Below are 14,955 nucleotides of genomic sequence, written 5' to 3'. Positions count from 1 at the left end.
TCATCAGCTACATCCGTTTCCTTATTCTCCTCCTCAACGGCATTCTTATCTTCCGCAGGGGCTGAAGCGTTATCCGCATCATCCGCCACTTCCTTTTCGTCGCCTCCGGATAAAGAACCGATAAGAGCGATCACAAAAACGATGACAAGCGCAATAAACCACCAACGCTTATAAAATGGTTTTTTCATAAAAATCCTCCTGAATTGTTATTTTTGGTTAATTATAACAGATTACAAAAATATTTTTAAGTTTTTATTCATAGCAGGAAGTCGTTGCGATTGAGCAGCGGCTTTTTTATTTTTAGAAAAAAATTTAAAAAACATCAAAATTTATGTTTACAACACAACAAATATGATGTATAATTAAATTAGAAATAAGGGACGGGAGGAATTCAAAATGAGAGCAATAATGAAAAGAGCTTGGGAAATCGCTAAAGAAGCAGTTGTGAAGTTTGGTGGTAAAGCAATTGAATATATCGCAGAAGCTTTGAAATTGGCTTGGGCTGAATTTAAAAACGCACAAATCGTTGAAGTTGTAACTCATTGCGAAGAAACAGCATACGCTTTATTCCAATTTATGAATACTGATTCCAACGGTTTTGACCGCTCTGCTCGTGTTTGGGCAAAACCGAGAGACTTCTTCCGTATTTACTTTAACCTTAACGGTTGGAATGGTTACTTACAATTATCAAAAGAAACTTTTAAAATTACAAAATGGGATTTTGATGTAAAATGCTACCACAAAACTGTGGATGAAATTAAACGTATCGTCGAAGAATACAATGCGAACGGAGTTGTGACTGCGTAATGGGGAGAAAAATATTAGACTTAACCGGACAAAAATACGGCCGCTTAACTGTCATAGAGGAAGTGGCACGTAAAGGATACACTCGAAAATGGTTATGTAGATGCGAATGTGGGAACGAAACGATTGTCACTCAACCGAATTTGAGAAACGGACACACAACATCATGTGGATGTGTCCAACGTGAAAAAACGTCTAAATCAAACACAGCTGACTTAACTGGTAAAAAGTTCGGTAAGTTGAAGGTAGTTAAGCGTTTAGGTACTGCCAAAAACAGAAAAGCTGTTTGGCTATGCAAATGCGAATGCGGAAACACCACAGAGGTACAAAGTGATAAATTGCTTAGCGGTGAAACGACATCATGTGGATGCGCAAGAGTTGAAGCTGGAAAAGCTGTGCAACAAACTTTGCACGAAGAGTTAACTATCGACGGTGTTGTCGTCCCATATCTCACTCGAAAAGCTAGAAGCGATAATAGATCCGGCGTAAAAGGTGTTAGTATCATCACTTTAAAAAGCGGCGAAAAGAGATATAAAGCACACATCACTATAAAAGGGAAAACAATACATCTGGGCACTTTTGAAACGCTTGAAGAAGCTGAACAAGCACGCAAAAAAGCAGAAGAAGTTTATCATAAACCATACATTAATAAATTAAAGGAGGAAAAACGACATGACGAATAAATTAATTGATGATTACATGACTGTTAAAGAGGCAGCATGGCGCTGGGGTGTCGAATTGCGGACACTCCGCGAACGCCTCAATGCTAAACGTCGCCCCGTGGTTTTAGAAGAAATCGAGTGCGGGCTGATAAAATATTTTAAAGCGCCGGACGCTAAATATGGCGATTGGATCATCTCTAAACAAGCTATGCAAAAATGGTACGGTCCAGAGCCAGAAAAAAATTAAAAAACATCAAAATTTATGTTTACAACACATAAAATATGATGTATAATAAAAGTAACAACAGGGGAACGCAGAAAAAATATTAAAAAATCAGGAGGAATGGAAAATGGAAAAATTTACGATTGATTATCACACTGGAGTAATTCAAGAGGTGGAGGTTGAGGATCTACAAGAAGCCAAAAGAATCGCAGAGGATGGAATGGCGTACACACAAGAAAACGTTACAATCGAGCAAGACGGTGAAGTTATTACAACTTCTTATTGGTGCCCAGTCCCAGCAGGCGATGAAGATGAAGTGTTAAGAGATTTTGGTGATTTTGGATTTTATCAAGTATGGTCTGATGAACTGTAATAGTAAAAATGAGGGGCTTAGTCCCCTCCACAAATTAAAAACCGCCCTCCAAACGGAAGGCGGTTTTTATATTCAAAACAAAAAATCCCCCGCCAAACGGCAGGGGAATAGTTATTTCAACAATTCTAAACGGTCAAGGATTACTGCTAATTGTGCTCTTGTGACAGGTTCATCTGGACCAAATCGACCATCACTATGACCTTTGATGATTCCTGCTTTCATTGCTTTTCTAATGCTTTGTTCTGCCCAATGTCCTGTGATGTCGTCTTTTTTCGCTATTGAAACAGTATTCAATTCACGTTCAACAGCTTTTTTGAATTCTTCCCAGCGTCCTTCTGCTAAAATACGATGAGGACAATACTTGCCACTCCAATCTTGATGTTTCTTCAAACGATCAATTCCCCAACCGCGTCCTTTTAATAGTTGAGCAATCAACTTGATGGCATTAGCTTCAGCCTTTTGGTACCGTTCTCCACCAGATTTTGAATAACATATTTCAACATGAATAGATTTACGGTTACCCGGTCCGTTTCCGCCATCACCAGCTGCCCATGCATTCCGGTTCAGCGGAATTCCTTGAACAGCTTCTATATCATCGACTGCAAAATGAAATGATACTTGATTGTCATTTCTGATCATATATGCAATTTCATTTGCTGCTGATGCATCATTTGCGGTATTGTGAACTGTGATATATTCAGGATTCATTGTGTGAGGACATTTGATAGAGTATTTGCTAGCTGGAACTAAATTTTGTTTGATTTGGACCATTACCATCTCTCCTTTCATAAATTAAAAACCGAGTGATTACTCACCCGGTTTTTCGTATGTTAAAGCGCGTTTGCTATCTGATAACCCGCGAGTTGTTGGATCTGGAATTAAATTGATTGCATTTACAATTGTTAATCCTATTAAATATGGATTAGAGATGAATCCTATTAACACATCTAATAATTTTTCCCAGCTGTTAATATCTTCATATTTTATTCCCAGATAACCAAGCACTGGAATTAGCAAGGCTCCAATAAAACGGATGATAAACGTTAAATTATCTTTACTAAAGCGTACTTTCCAGTTAATTTTCATTGATAAATACCTCCATTTTATCGATTCTTTTATGTGCTTGTTTTGACGATTCCTCAACTCGCGTTAAACGTTCGTTAAATACTGCCATTTGCTTTTCATTAGCTTTTAAATCAATGCGAATATCATCTACACCTTTGCTGATGTATTCTAGTTGCGCTTGTAAACGTGCATCTTGGTGTGACTCGCTTTTCGCTTCTTTCAATTGATTCATTTTCTGATTTTGCTTATTAACTTGATAGCCAAGCGTTGCTATAACTACAGAAAAAATTGTTAACAACAATCCAAGTTCAACTGTCATAAACTCACCTACTTACACAAAATAACGCCGATAACACCGCTCGTCACGGTGTAATTCTCGTACTGGATGCAATAAAAAAGCACCCTCTAATGAGAGTGCTAGCTATCTTTATAAAACATCTTTAATTGGACATTCCCAACCATGCAATTCTGCTAAATCAACAAATTTTTTTAAGTCTTTAGAATCGTTACTTTCTAATTTTATCATTTCTAGTATGACTAAACATTCATTATTTTGATAGTTTATAACAACCTCAACTACTTCGTGTTCATCAGGATCTTTGTATAATGAATCGGTTATCAAATCGCCCTTATGAGGAATCACTGCTGAATCGAAATACTTGTAAATATTTACGAACCCTTTTCTAAAATCTTCAAGACTTATTTGTTGAGACAATGTTATTTTCATTTTTATCCTCCTTTCGCCAACAAAATTCGACGTTATGAGGAGTTTTCCTTTAATAAATTTTTGCTATTTTAATAGTTTTTAATTTATGTCACACTTTGAGACAAATGTTCATTACTTCATATTGTTAATAACTGATGTCACTACATCTTTTAAATTGCTTAATTGAGGCACTTGATCTAGCGTATAAGTTCCTGCTAATACAAGACTTACCCAAACTTTTACAAGACCGCTGTTTTCAGTGAATACCATCTTACACCCCTCCTGTCATTGTAGTTAGTAATAATGTCAATTCCGCAATCGCTTCTTTGGTTTCCTCTAATTCTTCTGATAACGGCTTTTGATAAACCGGCTCTTGCGGCTCGGTTGCGTTCGGGTCGGGATAATAAAACTCTAATGCTTTGTATTCCTCTCCTTCTGGTAGTGATGCAAGTAATTCTACATTTACTCGAAAATTACCTTGACTTTCGCGAAAATCTTGTTCATATTCCCCGTTCATTAAATCGAAATACCCTATTACTTCATCATTTATACCATTGAAATAATCATAAGTTTTTTTATCTTCCTCAAATGTCGGAATTACAGATATTTCTCTATCAAAACTATATGTTGCGATTTTATTGCCTGTTAATTTGTTAAAATATACTCGTCTAAACATGTAATCACTCCTTTCCATTATTCAAATGCTACCCATTCAACAAGTAATCCTCCAGGAGCGTTTGTAGGTAATTTAAAACCGTTTTCATTCACGTACAACGGTGCAACATCGGCTTTAATGTTAAACGTACTGGCTGTTAATTGTCCGTTGTTGTATGTTGAATCTTTGCAAGCGTTTGGATATAGCGAATCGTTTTCATTCGCCTCATAAATGGTTCTATATTCTATATTAGGTTCTTTAACACGCATTATGATAGTTGAGGGGATAAAACCTATTGCAGAATAAGGAACTGTAACAGTTCTTTTTGCTGCAGGTGAACCACTGACATAATAAACGGTTTCCGTATTTGAACTAACAGTTGCGGTCCCGCTCGCCCACTTCTTTCCTGTATTCACATTCGCAATTTTATTCGCTAGGGCTTGTAATGCTTCTGCTCCACTCGCTGATATTCCTTTTGCTGTAAGGTTTGTAGCCATCGTGTTTTTAGCGTTTTGAATATGTGTTATTAGTTGTTCTAAGGTATCGCTACTTGTCGCTGGTAAGCCGACAACGCTTGCGATACCTTTTTGAGCGTTATCGGCATTTGTAAAAAGTTCTTTCAAAACGTCTTCAACGTCTGATGCGGTGAATAAACCATCTGGATCTTCAACTGCAATATTTTTTGCCTTATGCGCTCCTGTCGCAGTATCTGCCAAGTGTTCATTAAATTTTTCATCATTTAAAGTCACAGTTTGCTCTAATTCTGTTAAAGTTTGTTCTAATTCTGTGATTTTAGAACTATCACCTTGAAGTTCCTCTAAACATTTATACGCCCTATTAAAAAGCCAGTTAAAATGTTGAGCAGAGGGCTTTTGACCTGGTTGCCAGCCATTGACTTTCAAGTCAGTAGAGGGCTCTATTCCTGGATTGTTCCACACTGGTAATTGTTCTGCCATCTAATCACTCCTTTATATAGGCAACTCTTTATCTGTAGATGGTGTCCATGCAGCACCTAGATAACCGCCGATTGAGTCGTCATTTATATCTCCAAAGCCTTTTTCATAGTCGATAGCGTTACTTTCATCACCAAACTCAAAAGTCCCAGTAAGTTCGATAACGTCTACTTTTACACCGCCAATTACCGTTTTTTGGACCAACCTAGCAAAATTTATTGGATCCAATCCTATTTCGTTCAGTTTTTGTAACGGTAATTCCATCACTTTTATAGCAGCTTCTTCCGGTTCTAATGGATCATCCCATTTTTCGATGATTTTTATCTCGTTATAATCACACGATAACGCGATTGCTAAAACTCGAATGATTGTATTGATACTACCATCCGATAAGTTGCGAGCAATTTTGGACTTTAATAGAATACGATAAACATCGTCCGTAGCAACCCCTCTTGGCTGGTTGATATTAGTTCCGATGTCATCGAGTACGACTCCCTCAGCCTTATCAATATCTCGCCATTCGTCAACACGATTAATCGTTGAATAAAGTTGTTCTAATTCATCGCTAAAAATTTTCATAAGTTTAGTGATGTTAGAATTTGGGCGCTTGTCAAAATAATCAGCAAAGCGACTGACAATGCTTTTTACATCAAACATTGACAGTCACCTCGATGTCGTCTGCTGATATTTGAGCAACTTCATTTATTGCAATTTCAATATTTTCACTACTGTAAGTAGCGCCATCTTTACTAAACTCCAAATCAACATCCACAATACCTTGAACATTTAATGCGATCGTTTTGGCAGCTTGGAAGATATAAACCATTTCGCCCATATTTAGTCCTGGAAGCATTTGGCCGTTTGTATCTGCTCCGCCGATATACTTCACCAATGCGTTTTTTATTTGCTCAACTCCATCTGATTGGAAAGTATTGTCCGCTTTTACATTTACACGAGCAAATAAATTTACTTCAGAAGCACGTGTAAAACCCACTTTTTTTACGTCGCCGCTCAAATCATCAACGTAAACAAAAGTAGAACCATGTGGCCGTATGCCGGCACCTTTTTTGTTCAAAATTGCTCGCCCGATTTCTTCATCTTCGCCGCCTAAGACAATAGCGTGAATAGATCTTGGTGGGGTTCCAAATTGGTCCGGTTCATCTTCGTAATTTTCTAGCACTCTTGCCGCACGAATCCCCGGTACTTTTAATAATTCAGCACGTATTGCAGCAGTTGTACCACTTCCAAGTCCTTCAACAGTAATATCTGCCCTTTCTCGTGCTTCCTGGTCAGTTTCTTTATCTCGGCCACCGCTTGTCGGCTTTTCGTTTGTTACAGCAGTAACATTCGCATCTGGATTTACGATTTCGGTAATCGTATTTGCTTCAACATTCCCAATTGGACCTATTTCAGTACAGATGATTTTTACGGTGCCTTCACCGTTCTCGTCAAGTGTCACATCTTCAATCGTTTCAAATTGAATATCGCCCTTGGAAACCAAAAAGCCACTTTGAACGGTATGTCCTGGTGTACCCGTTAAAGTGACTTCACCTGTCGCATATTCTGCTGTCAATCTTGTTATACCAGCCAAAGGTAATAGTTTGTCCAACTGGACCCCTTCAGCAGACTTCCTAAAAGCAGCATGGTAAACTTGCTCAATGGCCATCCAAGCGAGTGATAAAAACCATGCCATAATGCGGATTAAAATACCAAGTACTGACTTTTCGCTAACATTTGCATCAGCTCCAAATAATTCTTTTGCCTTCGCAGACATGTCATTTAATAGATCATCATACGTTTTACGCTTAAATCCGTTTTTATCCAGCACCCACGGACACCTCCTCATTTAAAGTGGTGCCATCGGTTAAAGTTACAGTGTATTTTATTGTTCGCTTTCGATTTTTATAATCATTAGAAATCGTTAATTCGTCGATACTTGCGATTCTTTCTTCTTTGGATAAAACTCGCAATACTTCTGCCCGAGCCTCATCATCTGTCGATTTGTCGAGTACTTTTGAAAAATCGAGACCAAATTCCTCGTTCAAGAACCATTCTTTCAAATTAGTGCCTAACGAAATAGCGATGCATTGCGCCACTTCTTCGGAACCTTCAATAATCTCAAAATCGCCTTTTTCAAAAAGTAAATCTCCATTTTTTAACGCCAATGTTTTCATTAAAACAACCCCACAATCACAGCATCATGGATGCTAAACATTCGATTTGTGCCAGGATAAACAATGTTTCCTTTTTTCGCGCCATCAAGCGCTCGTTGACTAAACACAACCAGCACCACATCGCCAACATTGTAAACCGGCTTGTATGTCTGTACGGCACCGCCATTCACACGGTATTTCTGTTTTAAAGCGGGAACGCCTTCAATCGGCGGCAGATTCACCGGTTCTTTTCCTTCTTCTTTCGCTTTAAATAACGGTTGTATTTTAGCTGTGCATTTCACTTCATCATAACTAAGTATTTTTGCTGGCATAGCGGTATTAATGCTCGTCAAAATTCCTCGCCGAAAATTTGCAAAAAACTCCGTCACTTCACTCATAATACCGCCTCCACTTCTGTGTAAAAATCATTACCTCTCGCATAATGACGACCTTTCCGAACCCTCACAGTCGCTTTTACAAATTGCGATTCCAATTTAATAATTGAAGCTGTGTTCATTCGGTATTGCAAAAGCGATTTCACTTTATAACCTTTAATCGTTGTCCCATTTTTTTCTTCCTCGAAGTATTCCGGGGACCCGATTAGACCTGTGTCAGCTTTGAGAATAAAATTATGATTATCTCCTTCTTTGATTGGTCGGACGTATATTTGGCCACGGGATATATATGCCGATGCTCCGCAATCAGTAGCTATATCATTAATTGCTTTAACTACTTCTCCATCGATTGAATATCCATCGGTCATCACTTTGTTATCGGGCAAATTTAAAACAGCTATCTTGAGACCGATAGATTGTGCCAAGTCTCTGATAACCGCATCAGATTTAATATTCTTTTTATACGATTTTTGTAAAGTTTTAGTAGCATCGTATGGCACAGAATCAAGTACTTTAATAGTTGTTGCTAAATCAGCTCCATTTTTGACTGTCGTTATTGCCTCGATGCTACCTGATAAAATCAATCCTTTGTCCTCGACATATCCAGCATTAATTGTTAACGTCTGCCCACGTTTTAATTTATTACGAGTCGATTCTGATAGATTGTAGATAACGATTTCACTTAAATTCGGCTCCAAATCATCATCAAATGGGATATCAAACTCGATGTCTAAGTCTGTATTATTAAAGCGTAAATTACCAGTAAGTACCTCGATATAACGCTTGAATAACTTACTCATCGTTCATCACCACTAAAAATACGGTTTCATTCAAATTGTCCCAACCAACACGAGTTTCTTTGTTGGATTCGTCTAATGGTACAATTGTTGGTGCTGGAAATCTAGTATCATAAATTTCACTAAAAAGAGGCTCACCGTATATGATTTTTTCACCATATACAAGAGCCTCTCCGTTTCTGTATAAATCGACCGTAAAGTAGTCCCCGATTTGATTGTAGTGAATCTCCATTTCAAATAATTCAGCACCTAACTCGATTTCAAAACGATAAGGGATGAGCGATTTTTCTATTTCAATGTATTCTCTTTTCAGCATTCACACTCACCCCACTCTTAATTTTGCACCAACTGGAATTTTAGTTGGTTCATATCCATTCCAAGCTTGCAATTGTTGCCATTTCACGTTGTATTTTTTTCCTAAAGCTATATATGTGTCTCCTCGTTTAACAACATGATAAATCGGTGATGTCTTTTTATTAACTGTTTGTTTACGCCCTGCCTGTGCAACTGGGGCCGTTACAGCTTTTATTTGTGGTGGAACGTATGATGATTGAGCAATTCGTACCTCGGTTAGTGTGCAGCTAAATTTGAAACCGTTCACGACACTAGAATCAGCTCGTATGTTCAAGTCATGAAGTAGCATGTTTGTGTATATTCTTCGACCCTCGTAAGTTACCAAGCGACCTTCTTCTTCGATTTTTCGGAGTTTTGTGATTAAACTCTCCACCCGTTCTTTGGTTGGACGTACCAACAACCCGGATAATTTAACAACGATTGGCTGCCGTTCCACATGATCAGATAGATTGATGCCTTTCTCCACTTTGTGAGTTGGAATTTCTACATCAAAAGTAGTGTCCTCATTTTCTACATGTATCAATAACCCATTAATTTTTGACGTACCATTTAATTCAATCGCCATATTACCCCTCCCTTGGCGCCGGGATAATAATGTTTAGATCCGCGAAAAACTCTTCCAATTGTTCTGTAATACTTCTTGCTGTGTTAGTTGGATTTTTCGATTCTTGTACAATGATTTGGATATTTGCATTGACCGATGATGTGCTAGTAGTCGAATATGTTGCGGAACCGCTGTCGCCTCTTAAATCCAATTCCGGTCCAATACCTTCTCCTTTTATAATTCCGGCTTGTCGTAGTGCGTTAGCTTGTTGTGCAGTTAAAACCGCTTCATCTTTGTGGAGTTCGGCGATATAACCATCGTAAGGAACACGACCAAGTCCTGTAGCATGGCTAGGTATTAATTTCTTTGCTAATGATAAAGCACCGCTTCCGATTTTACCAACCCAATCGGGCATTTTGATATTAGCCATAGCCTCTTTTAATTGCTTAAATGCATCAATAGCGTTTTTAACCGGTTTGACTAAAAAACTAGTGATTGGGCTTTCTTTTATTTTTGTCCAAAGTTCGCCAGCTGCTAATTTGATGTCATCCCAGTTTTTTATTAACCATTTCCCGGCATCAATCGCATTTTGAATTGGTTGCGTTAAAAATGCTCCTATTGGATTTTCTCGTATTTTGCTCCATAGTTCGCTAGTTTTTGTTTTAACGGTGTCCCAGTTTTGATACAATGCAATACCTGCAGTCACAAGCAAACCGATAAGTGTTACTACCAAACCAATAGGGTTAGCGCGTAATGCTGCATTAAATCCTTGTGTCGCCAATGTCGATGCAAACGTACTCGCTTGATAAGCTTGCATTAAACCATTCACAAATGTAATGATTTGGAACGCTGTAAACCCTGCTACTACACCACCTAGAATCGGAATTAACCAATTTAAATTATCTCTTGTCCAGCTTACTGCATTAATAAAACCCTCGAACGCCGGCACAATTAAATCGATTACTAAGCCACCAAGTGTTCCGAAATCTTCGGCTAACTGTTCTGTATCCATTTCTTGGATTGTTTTTGTCAGTTCTTTCATGGTACCAACAGCTTGGTCGAGTATTTCTGTACCAAGTACAGCCTTAAAATCGGTCCATGCTTGCTTTAAGTTACCGAGTACGTTCTCATATCCATCCGATTCCCTAGCAGCTTGCCCGGTTGCTCCGGCCGCTTCTTGCATAGCTTTTGCGTATTCCAAACGCACCAATTGTTTTCCTGCTTCGTCTAGTTTCTTCCAATCTTTTCCCAGTTCTTTTGAAGCAAACGCGGCCATTTGTGTTTCATTAGCAAACAAGCCGATAGCTTCGCCGCCTTCGTAATTTCCTTTAATAAATGAGTTCAGGTGCTGATTAGCTTGCTCAAAACTCATGTCATAAAAAGCTGCAGCATCAGCAACCAATGTAATCCCTTCTGCCGCCATTTTTGAAGCTTCTTTCGTGTCGTATCCTAACCCCTTGAACATTGATGTCATTGTGGAATATGGAGCTTGCAGTCGGCTTGGTAACATTCCAAATTGCTTACCTAATTCATCGAGTGTTTTTTGCGCTTCGCCTTGCATGTCGCCAAAGACTTGTTCGAATTGGGCGTTTAATGCTTGCGCGCTTGCAGCAGCTTCGATAGCATCAACACTAAAACTAATCGCACGGTCCACTGCAACATAAGTTGCTATTGTTGCGAATACTCCGGCAATAACTTTTTTCATATTTTCAAATCCGTTGGTTGCTTTTTTTACATCTTTTTCGAGTTTGTTTAAGTCGTTGTTATCAAGCTTATCAACTTCACGATCAGCATTTCGAATTTCTCTTGAAAGTTCATCGAATTCTCTTGATGCACTTTTTACATCTTTTTCGATGTCATCTAAACCACCAGTATCCAATTTTTCGAATGCGTTTTTTATGTCATCAACAAGCGAATCGAGGTCTTTCAGCGGGTTATCGTCAACATCTACACCGATTTCAACAAATAAATCTCGTAATGCCACTACTTACTCGCCTCCTTCGCTTGGTTGATTTTTTCGATATGAATATCAAGAGCAGCATTCGCTTCAAATAATTCATGCTGTGTCATGTTTTTTGCTTCTTCGTAAGAGATTACTTTCTCCATTACTAATCTCCACATGAGCCAACGACTTTCGGCTTTTTGTCGATAATGAGAATAGTCAAATTTAGCGAAATATAAATTTAGATGCAGCGCTCATAACTTCAGTAAATACTTTTACCGAATCAAATTCTTCTTCGAAATATTCAAAGTTTACGCGACGTGGAACCCCATCTTCTTCAACAAATACAACATGTTCCAATAGTTCTTTGAATAATTCTTTGTCCGATGTATTTCCGTTTGCATCTTTTGCACGTTCACGAATATCCAGAACAGCCTCTAAGCCTGGATGTTGGAAAATCCATGTTTTCCCCGCAATCTCTTTTTTCTCTTGCTTGTTTTTAATCGCCATTTTTCTTCTCTCCCATTCTTTTTGTATTAATAGATTTGTTATATGTCGCTTATTCATAACAAATTAAAAGAGCAAGCCGAAGCTTGCCCCTCCTTTCTACTTAACTGTATAGTCAAGCACTTTAATCGTGTACGTTCGGTTCGTGGCCGATTTTCCAAACTCCTTGTCAGCTGGCTTAGTGACAATCCCCTGCGTGCCGCCGACAACCTCTTTTACTTCATTATTCGAGTTCACCCAAACCGGCACGATTTTTCGTTCATTTGCCAGCTGATCTAAATAAGAAATGGATGGCGATGTTTGGTTCAATGTTATTTCAATTGTTCCAAGCGAATCGCCGTTAATTGTAATGATTGAATCGCCTTGTGCGGATGAACTTGCCTCAAAATTATCATTATCTTTTGAAGCTTTCACCATGGATCCATCGCTGTACCCGGTGATAATAACGCCATCGACTGTAGTCACGACCTTACGCGCATCATATGTTCCCATTTACCTGACCTCCTTCTTAAACTACCATTTCGCCTTTTATTGTCGCTTCGTGGATTGCACCTGCTAATTCGAGTGAGAACGATAACCCTTTATAATGACGTTCTACACGGTCTTGCGCATCAGTTTCAGTGCGAGATTTCGCTGTAACCGTATATAAAAATTGTCCAGCATCATTTTTTGCTACAATCCCTCGCTTTCCGGCTATTTCCAAAATATTAATGACCGTTGATTCAATTTGTGGAATGCCTGTGTCATCGAACGGGATTTTATCGTTACTTACAAACAAGTTAGACACTGCGTTTTCCATGTTGATTTTCACCCAGTCTTTCCCCTGGATAACATCGATATATTCTCCGCTAAGTGCTGTACCTTCTGAAGTTTGAGCTACCCCGTTTTTAGTAACATAAGCAAATCCATTTAAGTCATGAATTTGCTGTAATGTAGTTGCGTCATACGGAGCTGGATCTACACCAATTAATTTTTTAAATTTATAAGTTATGGAACCAACTGGTTTGGAACCATGACCACCGATTAGTGCCAAATGTGGATATTGTTCAATTTTGTCATGGACCATAACAAAAGTACGATCATATTTTTTAGCCGCAATCGCTGCTAGATCATCGACACTGTCCACTGTATGTGCAGCTATTTTAAATCCTTTACTTTCCACTACGTCGGAAATGGCGATAAAGTCGGAGACGGAGCCTGTAGCTAATGATACGAAGTACCAGTCATTGTCGTAGTATTTTTCTAATGTTTGAGGTGCTGGATTTTCAGTCGTATAAGTAGCAATAGCAACTTTCGATGGCCGGGTATCACCTTGATTGAAAATTTGTTTGGCTGCTTTATATGCATCGGTATTATTACCAAAATCTTTTTCAACGCCATCTAAATCTGCATAAACTTTATAAGCTTGTGAAGTACCTTCAGCCAAAATCAATGGCGTACCTAATCCAGTGAGTGCTGACGGTTTTCTAATGTCTATAATGACTTTAACATCTTGTAAAGGCATGTATTTATCCCTCCTGTATCGTTACTGTTTCGATAACGTCAATTCCGTAAGTTTCTTGACCTTGGATGCGTAGACGCACATCGAAACCATACCGTCTTTCATAGTCAATCGTTAAAAAAACATTCCTATTAGTGGCCGGCAATACGTCCGCAATAGCGATGCCTGCATCTGATAATTCAATTGCACCTTTCCCCAAGAAGTAAGCTCTGGCCTTCATGCACAAATCTTTTGATACTTCAATTTTGTCAGCATGGACCGTCAATGATAAAACCATTTCGATATCTTGCTTGATAGTTTGGTTCTCACCATTGGTTAGAATAAAGGGGTGTCCAATATCATCCGTTAACGTGTCTTTTATTGAGATAAATGGATACGGTGGTTGTTTACCATTTGTTTCCGCTTGAATAACCGGTTTGCCAACGTAATTTTCAAGTCCGGTTTGCAACGGAATCCAAATATCATCGTAGTTAATCAAACGAACTCACCCCTTTGGCGATATAGCGATAAAAGTTGCCAAATTGTGTGAAATCGGCGCTTGTGTCAACGATATACTTATGCCCATTCTTTTCGATTTTGTCGCCGTGAGAAAATGGAGTGAGAGAATAAAGTTGTACATCAGCATTCGTCACTAAACCACCTAATTGGGCCATTGTTTTGATGTCGAACGGAATGAGTGCAGCATAACGTGTTTCGGTCTTTTCTTCACCTTCCACCCATTTCCCGTTCACCCATTGACCTTCCGTTTTGATGTGCACTGTGATGGGACCGCTGTATTTTTTGATTAATCTTTCGAAGTTGTAAATACTCATTCAACTTCGACCTCCATAGAGCCAATTAGTCCACCGCTATCTACTAACGGATTACTAGAGCCTTTACGTTCAATAGTGAATGGGTGGTTGACTGGATTATCCAAATCAATCGCATATTCCTGTATTTTTCCTCGCAGCTCTTTCGCTAATTCCTCATAAAACAAATCAATAGAAACGTTTCCTTCGATGACATCGCTGATCAACTCTTTTGCCTTTTCATACACCGATTTTTCATGCAAATCCACACCTGTTCGCAAGAAAGAGCGTTCCGGAATGATGATATATTTAGTATCTTTCTTTAAATGAAGGCCTTGCGCCGCTAGATAATTGCGCATCTTTTCTGTTACTTCAATTCGGCAACCGAATTCATGAACAGATGCAATCATCGCCATATCGCTATTACGGATATAACCGACTCTAGCTTTCTTGTTACGAGTTTTTGAGATGTTTGCCACAATTTCCGGAATGCGATTGTTATCTTTGAAATTTACTCGGATTTTAGCCATTAC

General features: G+C 38.7%; 25 protein-coding genes and 2 pseudogenes. 4 read left to right on the top strand and 23 right to left on the bottom strand.

Going from position 1 to position 14,955, the window contains the following annotated elements; all coding sequences use genetic code 11:
- A pseudogene (locus ACFPOH_RS07380) lies at nt 1–188 on the bottom strand (hypothetical protein); the annotation flags it as partial.
- A 208-nt stretch (nt 189–396) separates the two neighbouring features.
- Between ACFPOH_RS07380 and ACFPOH_RS07375 the strand changes: the two are divergent.
- The 4 genes from ACFPOH_RS07375 to ACFPOH_RS07360 all read left to right on the top strand — a co-directional run bounded on the left by ACFPOH_RS07375 (nt 397) and on the right by ACFPOH_RS07360 (nt 2,062).
- Nucleotides 397–807 (top strand): hypothetical protein, encoded by a 411-nt coding sequence (locus ACFPOH_RS07375; RefSeq protein WP_390309290.1) that lies wholly within the window; start codon nt 397–399, stop codon nt 805–807.
- Nucleotides 807–1,487: a hypothetical protein gene (locus tag ACFPOH_RS07370; protein WP_390309288.1), complete on the top strand. Its 681-nt coding sequence runs from the start codon at nt 807–809 to the stop codon at nt 1,485–1,487. Before ACFPOH_RS07375 ends, ACFPOH_RS07370 begins: the two co-directional genes overlap by 1 nt.
- Entirely contained in the window at nt 1,477–1,713 is a 237-nt protein-coding gene (locus ACFPOH_RS07365) for a helix-turn-helix domain-containing protein (protein WP_390309286.1), read from the top strand. The genes ACFPOH_RS07370 and ACFPOH_RS07365 overlap by 11 nt, the downstream gene beginning before the upstream one ends.
- Before the next feature lie 103 nt (nt 1,714–1,816).
- Nucleotides 1,817–2,062, top strand: a complete 246-nt coding sequence (locus tag ACFPOH_RS07360; protein ID WP_390309284.1) for a hypothetical protein — start codon at nt 1,817–1,819, stop codon at nt 2,060–2,062.
- Between the two features lie 195 nt (nt 2,063–2,257).
- Here ACFPOH_RS07360 and ACFPOH_RS07355 read toward each other — a convergent pair.
- From ACFPOH_RS07355 to ACFPOH_RS07250, 22 genes and pseudogenes are all read right to left on the bottom strand, one after another.
- Nucleotides 2,258–2,833 (bottom strand): annotated as a pseudogene (locus ACFPOH_RS07355) (peptidoglycan recognition protein family protein); the annotation flags it as partial.
- 36 nt (nt 2,834–2,869) lie between these two features.
- Nucleotides 2,870–3,148, bottom strand: coding sequence for a phage holin (locus ACFPOH_RS07350; RefSeq protein ID WP_390309282.1), 279 nt, complete (start codon nt 3,146–3,148; stop codon nt 2,870–2,872).
- Nucleotides 3,138–3,446 carry a coiled-coil domain-containing protein gene (locus ACFPOH_RS07345; RefSeq protein WP_390309280.1) on the bottom strand — a complete coding sequence of 103 codons (309 nt, stop codon included), beginning with the start codon at nt 3,444–3,446 and terminating at the stop codon, nt 3,138–3,140. The genes ACFPOH_RS07350 and ACFPOH_RS07345 overlap by 11 nt, the downstream gene beginning before the upstream one ends.
- A gap of 108 nt (nt 3,447–3,554) precedes the next feature.
- Nucleotides 3,555–3,854 carry a hypothetical protein gene (locus tag ACFPOH_RS07340; RefSeq protein WP_390309278.1) on the bottom strand — a complete coding sequence of 100 codons (300 nt, stop codon included), beginning with the start codon at nt 3,852–3,854 and terminating at the stop codon, nt 3,555–3,557.
- Nucleotides 3,855–3,965: 111 nt separating this feature from the next.
- Complete coding sequence (locus tag ACFPOH_RS07335) at nt 3,966–4,103, bottom strand: hypothetical protein (protein WP_390309276.1); 138 nt, start codon at nt 4,101–4,103, stop codon at nt 3,966–3,968.
- A 1-nt stretch (nt 4,104) separates the two neighbouring features.
- Complete coding sequence (locus ACFPOH_RS07330; RefSeq protein WP_390309274.1) at nt 4,105–4,509, bottom strand: hypothetical protein; 405 nt, start codon at nt 4,507–4,509, stop codon at nt 4,105–4,107.
- 17 nt (nt 4,510–4,526) lie between these two features.
- Nucleotides 4,527–5,444 (bottom strand): hypothetical protein, encoded by a 918-nt coding sequence (locus tag ACFPOH_RS07325; protein ID WP_390309272.1) that lies wholly within the window; start codon nt 5,442–5,444, stop codon nt 4,527–4,529.
- Between the two features lie 12 nt (nt 5,445–5,456).
- A complete protein-coding gene (locus ACFPOH_RS07320) occupies nt 5,457–6,098 on the bottom strand; it encodes a hypothetical protein (protein WP_390309271.1) in 642 nt (213 codons plus the stop codon).
- The gene (locus ACFPOH_RS07315; RefSeq protein ID WP_390309269.1) at nt 6,091–7,269 is read right to left on the bottom strand and encodes a baseplate J/gp47 family protein; all 1,179 of its coding nucleotides are present in this window, start codon (nt 7,267–7,269) and stop codon (nt 6,091–6,093) included. Before ACFPOH_RS07315 ends, ACFPOH_RS07320 begins: the two co-directional genes overlap by 8 nt.
- Complete coding sequence (locus ACFPOH_RS07310) at nt 7,259–7,615, bottom strand: contractile injection system sheath initiator (protein WP_390309268.1); 357 nt, start codon at nt 7,613–7,615, stop codon at nt 7,259–7,261. The genes ACFPOH_RS07315 and ACFPOH_RS07310 overlap by 11 nt, the downstream gene beginning before the upstream one ends.
- Nucleotides 7,615–7,992 (bottom strand): Gp138 family membrane-puncturing spike protein, encoded by a 378-nt coding sequence (locus ACFPOH_RS07305; protein WP_390309267.1) that lies wholly within the window; start codon nt 7,990–7,992, stop codon nt 7,615–7,617. The genes ACFPOH_RS07310 and ACFPOH_RS07305 overlap by 1 nt, the downstream gene beginning before the upstream one ends.
- Nucleotides 7,989–8,789 (bottom strand): phage protein, encoded by an 801-nt coding sequence (locus ACFPOH_RS07300; protein ID WP_390309266.1) that lies wholly within the window; start codon nt 8,787–8,789, stop codon nt 7,989–7,991. Before ACFPOH_RS07300 ends, ACFPOH_RS07305 begins: the two co-directional genes overlap by 4 nt.
- Entirely contained in the window at nt 8,782–9,102 is a 321-nt protein-coding gene (locus ACFPOH_RS07295) for a phage baseplate plug family protein (protein ID WP_390309265.1), read from the bottom strand. The genes ACFPOH_RS07300 and ACFPOH_RS07295 overlap by 8 nt, the downstream gene beginning before the upstream one ends.
- Nucleotides 9,103–9,108: 6 nt before the next feature.
- Nucleotides 9,109–9,705, bottom strand: a complete 597-nt coding sequence (locus tag ACFPOH_RS07290) for a LysM peptidoglycan-binding domain-containing protein (protein ID WP_390309264.1) — start codon at nt 9,703–9,705, stop codon at nt 9,109–9,111.
- Nucleotide 9,706: 1 nt separating this feature from the next.
- Nucleotides 9,707–11,668 (bottom strand): phage tail tape measure protein, encoded by a 1,962-nt coding sequence (locus ACFPOH_RS07285; protein ID WP_390309263.1) that lies wholly within the window; start codon nt 11,666–11,668, stop codon nt 9,707–9,709.
- Nucleotides 11,668–11,790: a hypothetical protein gene (locus ACFPOH_RS07280; RefSeq protein WP_390309262.1), complete on the bottom strand. Its 123-nt coding sequence runs from the start codon at nt 11,788–11,790 to the stop codon at nt 11,668–11,670. Before ACFPOH_RS07280 ends, ACFPOH_RS07285 begins: the two co-directional genes overlap by 1 nt.
- A gap of 61 nt (nt 11,791–11,851) precedes the next feature.
- Nucleotides 11,852–12,136, bottom strand: coding sequence for a hypothetical protein (locus tag ACFPOH_RS07275; protein WP_390309261.1), 285 nt, complete (start codon nt 12,134–12,136; stop codon nt 11,852–11,854).
- Between the two features lie 96 nt (nt 12,137–12,232).
- On the bottom strand, nt 12,233–12,625 hold the full coding sequence (locus ACFPOH_RS07270) for a phage structural protein (protein ID WP_390309260.1): 393 nt from the start codon (nt 12,623–12,625) through the stop codon (nt 12,233–12,235).
- A 16-nt stretch (nt 12,626–12,641) separates the two neighbouring features.
- Entirely contained in the window at nt 12,642–13,637 is a 996-nt protein-coding gene (locus ACFPOH_RS07265) for a DUF3383 family protein (RefSeq protein WP_390309258.1), read from the bottom strand.
- A 4-nt stretch (nt 13,638–13,641) separates the two neighbouring features.
- Nucleotides 13,642–14,112 carry a phage neck terminator protein gene (locus tag ACFPOH_RS07260; protein WP_390309257.1) on the bottom strand — a complete coding sequence of 157 codons (471 nt, stop codon included), beginning with the start codon at nt 14,110–14,112 and terminating at the stop codon, nt 13,642–13,644.
- The gene (locus ACFPOH_RS07255; RefSeq protein ID WP_390309256.1) at nt 14,105–14,446 is read right to left on the bottom strand and encodes a hypothetical protein; all 342 of its coding nucleotides are present in this window, start codon (nt 14,444–14,446) and stop codon (nt 14,105–14,107) included. Before ACFPOH_RS07255 ends, ACFPOH_RS07260 begins: the two co-directional genes overlap by 8 nt.
- A complete protein-coding gene (locus ACFPOH_RS07250) occupies nt 14,443–14,952 on the bottom strand; it encodes a hypothetical protein (protein ID WP_390309255.1) in 510 nt (169 codons plus the stop codon). The genes ACFPOH_RS07255 and ACFPOH_RS07250 overlap by 4 nt, the downstream gene beginning before the upstream one ends.
- Nucleotides 14,953–14,955: the final 3 nt, after the last annotated feature.

The organism is Ureibacillus suwonensis, assembly GCF_042655065.1.
Classification (GTDB): Bacteria; Bacillota; Bacilli; order Bacillales_A; family Planococcaceae; genus Ureibacillus; species Ureibacillus suwonensis.
The sequence above is the reverse complement of the archived record's forward strand: the minus strand, read 5'-3'. Positions and strand labels throughout refer to the sequence as shown.